Consider the following 15,953-nt stretch of genomic DNA (forward strand, 5'->3'; position numbering starts at 1 on the left):
GATGAACAATGAAACTACTATGAAAATTGGAAGTGTTATAGAAAGTTCTCCTCAATCAATATTGGTGAAGATAGACACACTAAAAGTTTTTGAAAAAGCTAAATCAGCATTACAAATTGGTAAATACTTAAAAATTCAAGAAGGAAACCATAACTTTGTATTATGTGTTATTCAAAATATTAAAATATCCACAGATAAGGATGAAGATATTTTCATTCTTACTGTTCAACCAGTAGGAATTTTTAAAGGAGAAGAGTTTTTTCAAGGTAATTCAATGCTTCCATCACCTACTGAACCAGTTTTCTTAGTAGAAGATAATATTTTAAATAAAATATTTAGCAATGAAAAAACAAAAATATTCCACTTGGGAAACTTGGCGCAAAATGAAGAGGTTAGATTTACATTAGATGGAGATAAGTTTTTTAGTAAACATGTTGCAGTTGTTGGTTCTACTGGATCAGGTAAGTCCTGTGCGGTAGCAAAAATTTTACAAAATGTGGTTGGTATTAATGATGCTAAAAACATTAATAAATCGGATAAAAAGAATTCTCATATTATAATTTTTGATATTCATTCTGAATATAAATCAGCATTTGAAATCGATGAAAATGAAGATTTTAACTTAAATTACTTAGATGTAGAAAAATTAAAGCTTCCATACTGGTTAATGAATTCAGAAGAATTAGAAACATTATTTATAGAAAGTAACGAACAAAATTCCCATAACCAAGTCTCTCAATTTAAACGAGCAGTAGTTTTGAATAAGGAGAAATATAATCCGGAATTTAAAAAAATTACATACGATTCTCCGGTTTATTTTAATATTAATGAAGTTTTCAATTATATATATAATTTGAATGAAGAAGTAATCAATAAAATTGAAGGAGAGCCAAGCCTTCCAAAATTAAGCAGCGGAAAACTTGTTGAAAATCGCCATATTTACTTTAATGAAAAACTAGAATTCACATCCTCTAATACTTCAAAATTAACAAAAGCTAGTAATGGTGCTTTTAATGGAGAATTTAATAGATTCCTGTCTAGATTTGAAACGAAATTAACAGATAAGCGGTTGGAATTTTTGTTATTAAATCAAGATATAGAAGAGAATTCTAAGTATAGAACTGAACATTTTGAAGATATTTTGAAACAATTTATGGGATATCTAGATAAATCAAACGTTTCAATTATTGATTTGAGTGGTATTCCGTTTGAAGTTTTAAGCATTACAATCAGCTTAATTTCTCGTCTTATTTTTGATTTTGCATTTCATTATTCTAAGCTACAACATCAAAAGGATGAACTTAATGATATACCATTCATGATCGTATGTGAAGAGGCACATAACTATATTCCAAGAACCGGTGGTATTGAATTTAAAGCTGCGAAGAAATCATTAGAAAGAATTGCAAAGGAGGGGAGAAAATATGGTTTGAGCTTGATGGTTGTAAGTCAAAGGCCTTCTGAAGTTTCTGATACTATTCTTTCTCAGTGTAATAATTTTATTAACCTGCGTCTAACCAATGTTAATGACCAAAATTATATTAAAAATCTACTACCAGATAATTCTCGTTCAATATCAGAGATTCTACCTACTCTTGGTGCGGGAGAGTGTTTGGTGGTTGGCGATTCTACTCCAATTCCGAGTATTGTTAAATTAGAGTTACCAAACCCTGAACCAAGATCACATAGTATTAAATTTTATAAAAAATGGTCAGAAAGTTGGAGAACACCATCATTTGAAGAGGTAATAATGAGATGGAGAAAAGAAAATGGATAACTAGCATTTTTTTACCAGTTACTTTTATTGCAAATCTACTACATTAAAAAAGTGTTATCAATTGTAAATACTTTTAAAAATGCACACTTTAAACATGCAGCTGATAGTTGGCAATCTGTTATTAGTCTTCTAACTGACTTAAAAGGTATTGATTTTAATGAAGAAATAGAGAACCTATTGCAGTTAGAGTTACATTTGGAAAAGTTCATTGAGGAACTCCGGTTCGGGATGAATAGTATATGAACATCAAGAATGGGGAAAAGCAATTCAAGTTTTTTTAGGGGAATTCAGTATTCCAATAACAATCCATAAAAGTAAGGGGGGGAGTACGATACTGTTTTCTTTATAGGTTTAGAAGACGATTCATTTTGGAGGTTTTGGAAACAATCAGAATCCAGATATAAGGGCATTCTTTGTTGCATTGTCTAGGGAAAAAATTGAGTGTATCTTCCATCACTTCTATCTTACAATAATATTAGATATAAAATTGTGACTAAATGAGTAAATCGGTTGATGCTGAGGTAGAGATTATTCAAAAGAGGTTAACAAGTTTAGTAGGGTTAGGTTAAGAGTTTCAATTACAGCAAATTTACTAAGACCTTTTTGTGTCTGACAATGTTATTTCAACACCAGAAGATTATCAAGTAATCTTATAACCAGAAACACCGCATGCGTTGCCACATATACTCTAGGTACATCGGGGTGTTGAGGTAATTATATTTAAATCAAATTGTTCATGACCACTTTCCAAAGTTTAATTATAGTCTAAAATACTGTTAAATAATAATAAAGTGAGTGTTATAGAATTTTCTAATAAAGAAATGCTTCTGTTTTATAAAGAGCTGGATATAGGATGTGGAAAAAATGAAATTTTACAAAAATACTAAACCTGAAGGCTCTTATCTTCCGTGTGTTGTATTAGTCTCTTCAGATTGGGATGATTATTCATATAAGACCTCCCATAATTTATATTACTACAATTCTAATGATCAAGAATTAGATATAGGGTTAACTAAGATTTTGGAAAATGGTTCATCTATTAGTAATATACCAAATGAATTCGAGCAACTTGGAGATAAGTTCTTTTCATTAGGACAGGAAATTGAATTTTACGAAAAACTTAAAGAATTAAGTGCTAATGACTATGAGCAAATTTTAACAGCTTTAAATGATGTTGTATTTAATGAGGACCTTAGATATATTGCACAGAGCCTGGAAGGTTTCGAAACCTCATTACTCAGAAATAGCCAAGCTAGGAAAACATTAATCGATGGGCCTTATATATTTAGTGATTCGAATGAAATAAAGCCTAATAATTTATATAACTTTACATTCGAAACAAGAGTAGAAGGCGCAAAGGATTTTCACAATATAAATTTTGACTTCTTAAATGATGATATTCCTTTTAGAATTAATGCACTAATAGGGAAAAATGGAACAGGGAAAACATACCTTTTAGCTAACCTAGCTAACAGTTTAGGAGGAATATCCAAGCGGGAAAGTAAATTTTATCCTGATACTCCGGTATTCAGTAGGGTAATAGCTATTTCTTATAGTTATTTTGATAATTTCAGAAAGCCTAAATCAAATAGATTTTACAGTTACAGATATTGTGGGCTAAGAAATAAGACTGGACTTATGACACTAAGACAAATGGAACGCAGATTTGAAGAATCTATAAATTATATTAAACAAAACTATCCTGAGCGAATAATAGAGTGGAAAAATATATTAAGTAAAATGATAGATGTTGATTTACTAAATTATATAGAGAAGAGTCCAATGTATTTGACAGAACTTAGCTCTGGCCAAAACATGATTCTAACAACTATAACAGATTTATTAGCAAATATAAAAGAAGAATCTTTATTATTATTTGATGAACCTGAACTTTTTCTTCATCCTAATGCAATTTCAAATTACACTTATATGCTTTATCAAATACTTGAAACATATAATTCATACGCTATTGTCTCTACGCACTCACCAATTATTATTCAATCTGTTCCTTCAAAAAGAGTTCATGTTTTAGACAGAGTAGGTGACTATCCAATAGTTAAGAAACTGGGTATAGAAAGTTTTGGAGCAGACTACACCCAAATAACGGAGGAGATATTTGGTACTATTAATACTAATAATGTTTACTATGAAAACTTTAAAACTTTGGTTAACCGAGGGTACAATTATAATTATATCCTTGAAAAAATATTCAATAACAAACTAAGCTTTAATGCTAAGATATATTTGAAAACATTACTCGAAGAGATTAATAAAAAGGATTAAATATGCGAAATTTATACCCATATTCCATTCCACAGATATTTCCGTTAAAAGAAATAGTTAATTCAAAAAAAGAACCAAGAAAGAGTATACTAAATAATTCTTTTAATCAGATTAACCAAGATTATAAAAAATATTTATCTATGGTAAATAAATTAGAGTTAATGAATTCTCGTGTTAAGGATTATGAAAGTAATGAAAGTTTGATTGCGCTAAAGGAAGCATTAATACATTGCTACGAGTCATCAACTGATCCCTTATATAAATTAAAAGCAGAAATAAAAAAATTACAACCTGATGACTATGCAGCTTATTGTCAATATTGCGGAATAGGGATACCAAGTACTTTTGATCATTACTTGCCAAAATCTATTTTTCCTGAATTTAGTGTACTAGGGATAAATTTGCTTCCTTGTTGCACTGATTGTAATAGAGATAAAGATGATAAGTGGATTAATTCTAGTGGTTTAAGAGAATTTTTAAATTTATACTATGATTCTATAAATGGTTCTAATCAATACCTATTCTGTAGGATGATTATACATGATAATATTCCTGTTGCAAGATTTTACTTAAATATACCAAATGATATGAACCAACAAGATTATCAAGTTGTTAAGAATCACTATAATAATTTAGGCTTACTTAATAAATATTCCTTGCTATCAAATGGAGAAATAAAAAAAGCTGTTAGAAGTTTAAATAAAAAATACTCACGAAATGGGAATTTTGATATTATACAGGAACTTAAAGACCAATCAGATTCTGAAGCAGATATATATGGGGTTAATTTCTGGAAAGTTAGCCTCTACCAATCAATGTGGTCGAGTCCTCAAATGATTAATCTAATTAAATCAATAAGACTGTAGGGTTACTTTATTGACCACATCATTATACTAAAAGTCCATATGAGTCACTAATGAACATATTTTTTTATTTAAACACTGACTACATACATTACATATAAAACTATCATTTGCCTTCCAAGATAGTGTGTAGAATAATTTTGACTAGACGAGCTGCTAACATTTTGCTAACGCAATCCCATAAAAAACGGTAAATCACCGTTAAAGATGTGTTACAGTAAGTAATTTCCAAAACGTTGATTTACCGCAATTTTTGCACTCAATGTTAACAATATTACACTCTAGCAACCTACGGGCGGCCTAATGTAATCTTATATCAAATGTTATGATTAATAATTAAAAAGTAGAATGTAGACACTACTACATCTAGATCCATCTGCCATCACTATCCCAGCCACGTGGAGACGGTAATTCTAATGACGAATAGTAATTCTGATGGCAAAAGAGGAATGTCAATTACTATATGTACTGGTTTTGTAGCATAACCGGGCATTTTTCGAGTCAGAATACTGCGACTTTGACCCTGATTTTCCGGACATTTCATAGATGATATTTCAATCTGGTAGGATAAATTTATTTTAATGAGGTATGAAAAGCATGGAGATTAATTTACCATTAATATCACCATTATCAAGAAAATATTATCTTTATGCTGGTGATACTGAACAAAAGGCTCATCATAGAGCTGTAGATATTAGGATTTGCTTAGAATATGTATGCGATGAAATCGTCATTGAATTTGTATCTCCTGAAATTAAAAACAAGTGGGCGAGATATAAACTTCATGACAAAATCAATGCTACTAAGGCATTTATGGATAGTGCATTAGTAGAAAAATTATTGCAGGCAAAGGTAATTGGTAATAAAGGAGCGCATAAAGGAGAAGAAGGAGAATACAAAGCTCACGACATTGATGATGCACTTGGTATCATTAAGCAATTTTCTTTAGAAATATTTCATGTTTATTTTATAAAAAATGGTTTTGGTGATCTTGTAAATGGATCGTGGGTTCCTACAGTGTTTAGCACACTCCCGCCTATTTATAGGGTTACAATTTTGAGCAAGTATTATCTTCGTAATCCTTCTCTGTTTGTTATTGATAAATTATCTAAAGCCTACTTAAAAAGTGGTATGAAAAAGGAAGGCATAGATTTTTTAGAGGATTGTTTAAAGAAAAACGAAATTAATGATGAACAATGTATTATTCTAAAGCATGACTTGGATTTATTGGAACAAAGTTTTAATAAACTAAATGTTGCTGAGAACTTAGAAAGGGCAAAGGATAATTTTAATCGTTTGCTTCCCGCCATTGAAGAAGATAAAAGGGATGTTTTCGTTTGCTTAATTTCTCTGATATTAAATGGTAGAAGCTAATAATTTTATTCTCTAATTTCATTATACAATTATGAAATTAGCTCATGTGTTAAAAATATATATCATACAATTACATATTTGTTGAATAAGGATTACATCGCAAATATAAATAAAAGCAATGAAACGATTCCGATGCTTAATTTTTATTGACTCTTAAATAACTAAGGTGAACCGTATCATAAGTAATATTTTTAGGTAAACACACAATTACACCATTACCATTCTATTTACAATCATCATCCAATTCATGTGGAGTGTGTGAACAACGGTAAAACTCTATATGCAAGATTTTGCTAACATCTTGCTAACGCAATCCAGTGAAAACAATAAATTCCCGTTAAAGATGTTACAGTAATAATTTAACAAAACCCTGATATACCGCACTTTTCGCACACAAAGGTAAAGATATTATACACTCTCACCTTAGGGGCGGCATGATGTGATATGCCTCTTGAACCCTTGATAGAAAAGGGTTTTCCTACAGTTTGCTAACACAATGCTAACATATTGAAAAGTAAAAGAGGCGCCATTAGTTGATTAAACTATTGAGAAGCCTCTTTTATTCTTGTATGAAAGGGCTGGAGGCCTTTACTTTGGAGCAACGTTTCCTACTCTTCAAGTACTTTAAATTATAATCTTGTTTTTCGTCAAAACTCTAACATATTGCGCCTTTGCTTGTGCCCAAATGTTTCTCAAGGAAGTGTTTTGTCTTGATACTAAAATTGCATATGACCAAGAATAAGTTCTCTTCAGTCCGCGAAAGGGTAGTTTCATATGGGCAAAAAATGTAAGTTAATTTTTATTTATTATAGGGTATAAAGCAAACAAGGATGAAGGGAGGAACAAAAATGGACAAGCAAACATACTATGTAACATTTAGAACAGGTAGCAAAGTGGAAATCATGGAAGAAGAAATACCAGACGGAACAATACAATACGAAATAAAAGCAGACAATGAAGAATTTACAAAATTACAATCAATAATAAATAAGCTAAATAAAAAAGACATTTTTCAAGAACATATTTTCGTTCGCCCTTTTAAAGAGTATTCGGCAGTTGCAGATAAGGAAAAGCTTCAAAGTGGACTAGACGAACTGTTAGAATATATTTACGAATTAGGCACAAAGGAAACGAAGGAACATTTAAAAGCGCAATAATGGAAATTGTAAGGAACAGGTTATTTTATTTACTGTAAATTATGTATTGATACTGAACTTTTCGATAGATGATGTAAATTTGAAATGATTCTATCATTAAACTTTAGGAAGTGATCGTTTAGTGCTCACACTACCAGTCTGCAATATCCTATTTCTCTTTTAATAGGGATTAACAAGGGGAAAAATAAGCCTTAACTTTGAGCCACACACTCATTGGTCAGGGGCTTATTTTTTTATTTATTTGTAAAAAACGGAGAACACGAACGATGTGTAACCTTATCGAAGTATATTTCCGTAGCGAATAGTATATACAAATATCATTTCAAAGGATTTTTCCGTGAAGAAAACACTGTTGTACCAGCCACCTTTCAATGTTTTTACACAGTAATTTTGTTTATGGAAGTTGTCTGATTTTGCATGTGGATTTCGTCTTCGTCTGCAATTTACAGTTTTGTACCATAGTAAACCTGTGAGAAAGCCCCTATGTTTTATTTTATTTGTGTTGGGAATGAAAACTATGTGCATGTTAATCTAACATTTAAAAAATTAACTGGAGGTTGAACGATGACTTTTAACAAAGGCGGATTTTATGGATTCTATGAAACTGGCAGACCAGTTGTTGAAGGAAAAAATGGTGCAGTTACCTCACCACACTACCTTGCTACTCAAGCTGGGAAGGAAATTCTTGAAAAAGGGGGCCACGCAGTGGAAGGGGCCATTGCCATAAATACTGTCCTATGTGTCGTTTATCCCCATATGGCTGGGCTTGGGGGAGACTTATTCTCCTTAGTGTGGGACAAGTCAGATAAACAAGTTAAGGCTATTAATGGAAGCGGTCGTTCTGGAGCCACTGTTACAAGGGATATATATCACGATCGTGGTTTAGAGAAAATACCAGAACGTGGTCCCTTAGCAGCGAATACTGTTCCTGGAACCGTTAGTGCTTGGTGGGAATTACACCAACAGTACGGAAAACTCCCGTGGGAAACCCTTTTTGCTAGAGCGATTCAATATGCCGTGGAAGGCTTTCCCGTTAGTGAAAAATTTAGTCGTTTTGTTCATGAAAAAAAGGACCTATTATGCAAATTTCCAGAGACAAAAAGAACTTTTTTACCAGATGGGTATCCAATTCGGTCTGGAGAAATCCTATACCAACCAAATCTTGCATGGTCCCTAAAGCAAATTGCAGAGGGAGGTTGTTCTGCCTTTTATGAAGGAGAAATTGCAGACAAAGTTATTTCCTCTCTACAAAGCTATGAGGGGCTACTGACAAAAGAAGATTTCATGAAGCACGAAACCACCTGGGAAGAGCCACTATCGACAACATATAAAGGGTTCCAGGTACACGAATTAAAACCTAATACACAAGGAATTGCTACTTTAATGATGTTAAATATTTTAGATAAGTACGACCTCTCCTCCATTGGGGATCATACTCCTGATTATTACCATTTAATGGTGGAGGCTGCGAAGGTATCCTTTCGCTATCGAGATGAATGGGTAACCGATAAGGCTTCCCTTGATATACCATATAGGAATCTCCTTTCTGATGAACACACGAAAAAAATGGATGAGTTCATCTCCATGGATCGTGCCTTTCCAATAGATGAATTAGAGGAGCTGCCTAACGTCTTTGGTGGTACAGATACAACCTTCATGAGTGCTGTTGACAAGGAAGGGAACTCTGTTTCTCTAATTCAAAGTATCTATCATGAATTTGGATCAGGCTTGATGCCAGAAGGGTGTGGCTTTCTACTTCAAAATCGCGGTTCCTTTTTCAGCTTAGATCCAGATCATCCAAATACACTGGAACCAAATAAACGAACCTTTCACACCATCATTCCAGCAATGGCCACAAAGGATAATAAACCATTTATGCTATTTGGTTCTATGGGAGGAGAAGGACAGCCCCAAACACAATGTGCCCTCTTTACTAGAGTTGTAGATTTTGGCTACAACATTCAACAAGCTATTGAGGCGCCCCGTTGGTTGTATGGTAGAACTTGGGGAGAGTCCAGTTCCTCATTAAAGCTAGAAACTCGTATTCCAGATTACATTGGAACAGTTTTAACCGATCGGGGCCATGAAGTGGAACTGGCGGAAAGCTTCTCTCAACAAATGGGACATGCCCAGGGCATAGTCATCGACCAAGAAAAGGGAACCTATAGCGCTGGAGCCGACCCTCGTGGAGACGGAATTGCCTTAAGCTGGTAATCAAGAAAAGGAGGCGGAACCGTAGGATGATAACAAGTTTGTTATTTTCACGATAAGCCTCCTTTTTAGATTTTTATAGATATCTGAAAAAAACAAACTACTATTTTTTACAGAAAGCGAGTGATTTACAGTGGAGAATACGTTGCCAGTTGACCTATTACATTGGTCACTTGCCGTTATACCATTAGTTCTATTATTAGTCATGCTAGTAGGTTTAAAATGGTCAGGTCCGTTATCTGGTTGGGTTGCCATGGGTGTGGCATTACTAATTGCTATTTTCCTCTTCCAAGCCCCCCTTGATAATGTTGCCGTAGGATTTGGTAAAGGACTTTGGGAAGCATTTTTCATCCTATTAGTAGTATGGCCAGCTCTCTACCTCTATCAAGTAACGAAGGAAGCTGGTGCCTTTAATGCTATTCGTGAAGGGATTCAAGAGCATACACAAAATTACTTATTTTTAATTTTAGCATTCGGTTGGGTCTTCGCATCCTTTCTACAAGGGATTGCCGGGTTCGGAGCACCAATCGCCGTTGTGGCACCATTACTAGTGGGTCTTGGTGTAAAACCTATTATCGCTGTTGTTATCCCACTTATCGGTCATGCATGGGCGAATATGTTCGGAACTCTTGCAGTAGGTTGGATTGCAACAACGAATGTGGTTCATATAGAAAATGCAACCTCAACTATTCTTTACACGACGATACTTTTATGGATTCCAAACTTCATCGCCGGTATTATGATTTGCTATTTGTTTGCGAAATGGAAGGGGGTAAAGGAAGGGTTCATCGCTGTCGTGGTTATCTCGACGATCCATGGTGGTGGACAGGTCCTTCTAGGCTTAGTAAATCCCACCCTTAGTAATTTCATTCCAGCAACAGTCGCTTTAGGTGTCTTATTCTTACTTGCTAGAATGAATACGTATAAGGAAAAAACAAAGCTTCAAGAGGAAACAGATATTTTAGAGGAAACAGACGAGGAGAAGCTTGATGATGAAAAACCAAAAATGTCTATGCATAAAGCATTTATGCCCTATTATGTATTGACAATTACTTCCATCATTGCTTTAGGTATTCCTTTTATAAACAATACATTAGAGCAAGTGGATTGGGGTCCGCCAACCCCTGCAGTGGAAACGGGCTATGGTTTTGAAGTGGAAGGCGAAGAAGCTTACTCTCCGATTGCTCCATTAACCCATCCAGGCTTATACTTGTTTATTGCATCCATCTTTGCTTATTTCTGGTTTAAAAAGCTAGGAATGTACAAGGATGGTGCGAGGAAAAGTATTTGGTCGGGTGTGAAGGATAATGCCATTGGTGCATCTTTAGCTATTGCCGGTTTCTTAACGATGACAGAGATTATGGGTAGCTCAGGACAAACAACGGTAGTTGCCCTAGGAATTGCTGAAGTGTCACCGCCTGTAGTGTATGTAGGTTTAGCTAACTTGATTGGTATTGTAGGGGCATTTATGACCTCATCTAATACAGCATCAAACGTTTTATTTGCTCCTCTCCACGTTTCAGTGGCTGATTCTATGCAGGCCCTTAGCACACCCCACGTCATAGCATCTCAATCTGTAGGTGGTGCTATCGGTAACGCGATTGCTCCGGCAAACGTCATTCTTGGAACAAGTACGGCTGGTATAAAAGGTAAGGATGCGCAAGTGTTTAAGTACACTATCGTATTTACTCTTATTTCCGGTATCCTCGTTTCAGCTGCTGCCATATTGATGTTTTTTATAACTGGTTAAAAAAATATATTAGTATGGTAAAAAAAGTGAAGCTTCTTCCAATATCATGGGAGAAGCATTCACTTTAAGGTGCCTCTGTAAATACCTTATTTTTAAAAGAAAGGAAGATAATTTATCGTGGAGAACTCCTTGCCTATAGATTTACTACATTGGTCAACTGCAATACTTCCATTAGTTTTATTGTTAGTAATGCTAGTACTTTTCAAATGGTCCGGACCTGTTTCTGGGTGGATTTCCATGGGGGTGGCGCTAATAATCGCCTTTACTCTCTTCCAAGCTCCCCTGGAGAACATAGGTGTTGGATTCGGTAAAGGGCTTTGGGAAGCCTTCTTTATTCTATTAGTTGTATGGCCAGCCTTATATCTTTACCAGGTTACGAAAGAATCGGGAGCATTCACGGTCATCCGGGAAGATATTCAAGAGCATACGAAAAACTATCTATTCTTAATTCTAGCATTCGGGTGGGTCTTCGCCTCTTTCCTTCAAGGGATTGCAGGCTTTGGTGCACCCATTGCCGTAGTGGCACCACTGCTTGTTGGTATTGGAGTAAAACCAGTTACTGCCGTTGTCATTCCACTTATTGGACATGCATGGGCAAATGTATTCGGAACGTTAGCCGTAGCATGGATTGCAACGACAAACGTGGTTACCATTGAGAATACTGCCATTACCGTTTTATATACTGGGATTCTTCTTTGGATTCCAAATATGATTGCTGGCTTAATGATTTGCTGGCTTTTTGCAAAATGGAAAGGGGTAAAGGAAGGCTTTTTGGCAGTGGTTATTATCTCCATTATTCATGGGGGTGGTCAACTCCTATTAGGTCAAATAAACCCTTCCTTAAGTAACTTCATCCCAGCAACGATTGCCCTTGGTGTCCTTTTCCTATTGGCAAAAATCAAGCGCTACAATGAAAAAACAACGCTCGAGGATGAAACGGATATTTTAGAAGAGGAGCATTCAAGCGATCCTGAAGAAAAACCTGATATTTCCATCCATAAGGCTTTCATGCCATATTATGTTTTAACGATTTCATCCATCATCGCTTTAGGACTTCCTTTTATATCGAATTTATTAGAGCAGGTTCAATACGGTCCCCCTGTTCCAACAGTGGAAACGGGATACGGATTTGAAGTAGAAGGAGAAGCAGCATACTCGCCTATTGCTCCATTAACCCATCCGGGCTTGTATTTATTCCTGTCAGCTGTATTCGCCTATCTCTGGTATCGTAAATTAGGAATGTATGAAGGGGATTCAGGTAAGAAAATATGGTCTGGAGTAAAGGAGAACGCTGTTGGTGCCTCCTTAGCCATTACTGGTTTTCTCACCATGACAGAGATTATGGGAAGCTCTGGTCAAACAACGGTCGTGGCCCTTGGAATAGCCGAGGTTTCGCCACCAGTCGTCTATTTAGCTTTAGCCAATGTCATCGGGATCGTGGGCTCCTTTATGACTTCATCTAACACATCCTCCAATGTGTTATTTGCACCTCTCCATGTATCTGTAGCACAATCCATGGAGGGCCTATCCGTAGCCCATGTTATAGCTGCTCAATCTGCCGGTGGTGCCATCGGTAATGCCATCTCTCCTGCAAATGTCATCCTTGGAACGAGCACAGCTGGTATTAAAGGAAAAGATGCAGAAGTATTTAAACCAACACTCATCTTTACACTCATTTCAGGAACCCTAGTATCAGCAGTCGCCATCTTAATCTTTTACATTACATGATAAAGGACGGGTGGACGGACGCACGATAACAGTTCCCCTTGAAACTATGATATATAAGGGTTTCAAAGTAGTTTGCTAACATCAGGAATATAAAAGAGGCTTCTCATTAGTTGATTAAACTATGGAGAAGCCTTGTTTGCTATAAAGTTAGGAATTAATAGTCCTCATCTATCAATTATGCTCACTTTCTTCCCTTTAGATGAAAAGCTGTGTTTTTCACTTCATCTTTTCTTAAAATCACCAATACAAGATTCTCAACCAACTTTAGGATTCCAATCTTTTTATTGAAAAGTAAATCGGATGGAATTTAACTCTAGGAGTTCCCTTTCGTTGGAATTGGGTGCTCTTTAAGCATTCTGGCGAAATGGATTAAATTATAGGTCATCATTTTTATATTTTTTTTTGTGAATTCGTTCTCTTTGTTTGTATCCATATAGGAAGGTCCAGGACCTGCTTCCCCTACCCAATAGGCATCTACGTTTGGTGGAACAGTATATCCTATATGCTGTAAACCATACAAAAGGGATTTGGCAGAAGCTTTCGCACCGTCTTCGTTACCTGTTACGACGGCACCTGCTACTTTATTATAAAAAATTCCTTGACCTTTTTTATTTGTTTCTCCGCTTGATGCAGAAAGCCTCTCCATAACAAGTGTGGAAATACTACTTTTTTCCCCGATCCAAATAGGAGTTCCTACAATTAAAATTTCAGAAGTAAGAACTTTCTTCATTATTTTTGGCCATTCATCTCCATTTCCCATATCAGGTTCCATACCAGGGATGACAGTGTAGTCGGCAATTCGTATTTCTTCCGTTTCTACGTTTTCCGATGCAAACCAATCTGCGGCTTCCTTTAAAAGGGCACTTGTATGAGAGGGGTCTTTACTAGTTTTAAGAGAACAATTTAAAAATAATGCTTTCATTCTAATATCATCCTTTCGTAGGTTTTAAATAAGTTAGGGCCCTCCTTTTTGTTTCTATTACCCTTCTATTAATTTTAAAACATCGGTAAATTCTCATTAAAGATGTTCCACCCTAACGTAAATATTAATGGAAATTAGATAATTAAGTTTACAAATGTTCGTTTTCGTTCGATAATAGGAAATAGATTATTAATTTGGTATTTAGGGTATAACAAACGATGGAGGCCGAGTATGTTATCTGTGGAGAGATATGAAAATATATTAGAACAACTTGATAAAAATAAAATTATAAAAGTATCTGAATTAAGTCAATTACTTGGAGTTACAGAAAAAACGATTCGTGTTGACTTAGAATCATTAGAACAGAAGGGTCTTCTTAAAAGGATACATGGAGGAGCAGTACTGCCAGAAGATGAAAGCAGGATTTTTCCTATCGATGAAAGACAATCACTACGAAGTGATGTGAAAACTGCTATTGCCATGGAAGCTTTAAAATTGATTGAACCAGGAGAAACGATCTTGATGGATGGAGGCAGCACTACTCAAGCCTTGGCTAGATTATTAGGTGACTTCCCTGTAACAGTAATTACAAACGATATCAAAATTGCTACTGAATTATTAAGTAAAGAATTAGTTCAGTTATTGGTTTTAGGTGGCACTAGAATTGGTACTTCTTCTTCATTAATAGGAGCAGAAGCTACTGATTATTTAAAAAGAATTCGTGTGAAACGAGTTTTTTTTGGAACAACTGGGGTATCAGTACAACATGGGTTAACTGTACTTCATAGTTTACATGCAGATTGGAAGAGACAGGTTATACAAAGTGCGGAACGTGTTACCTTATTAGTGGATTCAACTAAATTTGAAAAGGTTGCACTTATTCAATTTGCACAGATTCATGAGATAGATGATATTATCACAGATGACAAAATAGATCCTCATATTCGCAAAGAACTAGAAACGAAGGATGTTTCTGTAACATTTGCATCAATGGAAAAAAAATAATAAAAGGTTTATTGCCACATGTTCATTTTGGTGCTATAATCAAACTGGAAACGAACAAAAACGAACCGAAATAAAACAAAAGAATATATTAGGAATTACTGGGAGGTAATTGATTATGAAAGCAGCATTTTCATTAGAAGGTAAAGTAGCACTAGTTACAGGATCTGGACAAGGTTTAGGGCAAGGGATGACTTTAGGATTGGCTGAAGCTGGCGCAGACATTATTGGTGTAGGTTATGAACCAACTCCTGAAACGAAAGAAAAGGTAGAAGCTTTAGGACGAAAATATTTTGAAATTACTGCAGACTTATCCAAAGAAGAAGAAGTATATCGCGTTATAAAAGAAAGTCTTCAATTTGTAGATAAAATTGATATTTTAGTTAATAACGCTGGAATTATTCGTCGTATGGAAGCAGAAAACTTCTCTGATAAAGATTGGCATGATGTAATCGATGTAAACCAACATGCAGTATTTAAATTATGTCGTGAAATTGGGAAACATATGTTAGAAAATGGTTCTGGAAGAATTATTAACGTAGCATCTATGCTTTCTTACCAAGGTGGATTACGCGTTCCTTCTTATACAGCTAGTAAACATGCTGTTGCAGGTATTACGAAATCATTTGCAAATGAGTGGGCAGGTAGAGGTGTAAATGTAAACGCTATTGCGCCTGGATACTTTGCAACTGCAAACACAGCTCCATTACGTGCGGATGAAGACCGTAGTAACTTCATTCTATCAAGAATTCCAAAAGGTGATTGGGGAACTCCTGAAGACCTAAAAGGACCTGTTGTATTCCTAGCATCTGAAGCATCTAGCTATGTAACTGGACACATTTTATGTGTTGATGGCGGATGGATGAGTTCTTGATAAAAAAATAAT

Annotated in this window: 11 protein-coding genes; 10 read left to right on the forward strand and 1 reads right to left on the reverse strand. The window is 35.1% G+C overall.

Annotated elements, in window-relative coordinates; genetic code table 11:
* Nucleotide 1: 1 nt before the first annotated feature.
* From ACERII_RS10990 to ACERII_RS11025, 8 genes are all read left to right on the forward strand, one after another.
* Nucleotides 2-1,777: an ATP-binding protein gene (locus ACERII_RS10990; protein WP_373642325.1), complete on the forward strand. Its 1,776-nt coding sequence runs from the start codon at nt 2-4 to the stop codon at nt 1,775-1,777.
* An 864-nt stretch (nt 1,778-2,641) separates the two neighbouring features.
* Complete coding sequence (locus ACERII_RS10995) at nt 2,642-4,060, forward strand: AAA family ATPase (RefSeq protein ID WP_373642327.1); 1,419 nt, start codon at nt 2,642-2,644, stop codon at nt 4,058-4,060.
* Between the two features lie 2 nt (nt 4,061-4,062).
* The gene (locus ACERII_RS11000; RefSeq protein WP_373642328.1) at nt 4,063-4,926 is read left to right on the forward strand and encodes an HNH endonuclease; all 864 of its coding nucleotides are present in this window, start codon (nt 4,063-4,065) and stop codon (nt 4,924-4,926) included.
* A 594-nt stretch (nt 4,927-5,520) separates the two neighbouring features.
* Nucleotides 5,521-6,297, forward strand: a complete 777-nt coding sequence (locus tag ACERII_RS11005) for a DUF4145 domain-containing protein (protein ID WP_373642330.1) — start codon at nt 5,521-5,523, stop codon at nt 6,295-6,297.
* 848 nt (nt 6,298-7,145) lie between these two features.
* Complete coding sequence (locus ACERII_RS11010) at nt 7,146-7,454, forward strand: hypothetical protein (protein ID WP_373642332.1); 309 nt, start codon at nt 7,146-7,148, stop codon at nt 7,452-7,454.
* Between the two features lie 564 nt (nt 7,455-8,018).
* Complete coding sequence (gene ggt, locus ACERII_RS11015) at nt 8,019-9,668, forward strand: gamma-glutamyltransferase (RefSeq protein ID WP_373642334.1); 1,650 nt, start codon at nt 8,019-8,021, stop codon at nt 9,666-9,668.
* A 130-nt stretch (nt 9,669-9,798) separates the two neighbouring features.
* Nucleotides 9,799-11,415: an L-lactate permease gene (locus tag ACERII_RS11020; protein WP_373642335.1), complete on the forward strand. Its 1,617-nt coding sequence runs from the start codon at nt 9,799-9,801 to the stop codon at nt 11,413-11,415.
* Between the two features lie 117 nt (nt 11,416-11,532).
* Nucleotides 11,533-13,143 (forward strand): L-lactate permease, encoded by a 1,611-nt coding sequence (locus ACERII_RS11025; RefSeq protein ID WP_373642336.1) that lies wholly within the window; start codon nt 11,533-11,535, stop codon nt 13,141-13,143.
* Nucleotides 13,144-13,456: 313 nt separating this feature from the next.
* Here ACERII_RS11025 and ACERII_RS11030 read toward each other — a convergent pair whose 3' ends face one another.
* Complete coding sequence (locus ACERII_RS11030) at nt 13,457-14,065, reverse strand: flavodoxin family protein (protein WP_373642338.1); 609 nt, start codon at nt 14,063-14,065, stop codon at nt 13,457-13,459.
* A gap of 231 nt (nt 14,066-14,296) precedes the next feature.
* On the opposite strand from ACERII_RS11030, the gene ACERII_RS11035 reads away from it, so the two are divergent.
* Nucleotides 14,297-15,070 carry a DeoR/GlpR family DNA-binding transcription regulator gene (locus ACERII_RS11035; RefSeq protein ID WP_373642339.1) on the forward strand — a complete coding sequence of 258 codons (774 nt, stop codon included), beginning with the start codon at nt 14,297-14,299 and terminating at the stop codon, nt 15,068-15,070.
* A gap of 115 nt (nt 15,071-15,185) precedes the next feature.
* On the forward strand, nt 15,186-15,941 hold the full coding sequence (gene kduD, locus ACERII_RS11040) for a 2-dehydro-3-deoxy-D-gluconate 5-dehydrogenase KduD (protein WP_373642341.1): 756 nt from the start codon (nt 15,186-15,188) through the stop codon (nt 15,939-15,941).
* Nucleotides 15,942-15,953 lie beyond the last annotated feature (12 nt).

The sequence above is a fragment of the Evansella sp. AB-rgal1 genome (assembly GCF_041820985.1).
Classification (GTDB): domain Bacteria; phylum Bacillota; class Bacilli; order Bacillales; family Salisediminibacteriaceae; genus Evansella.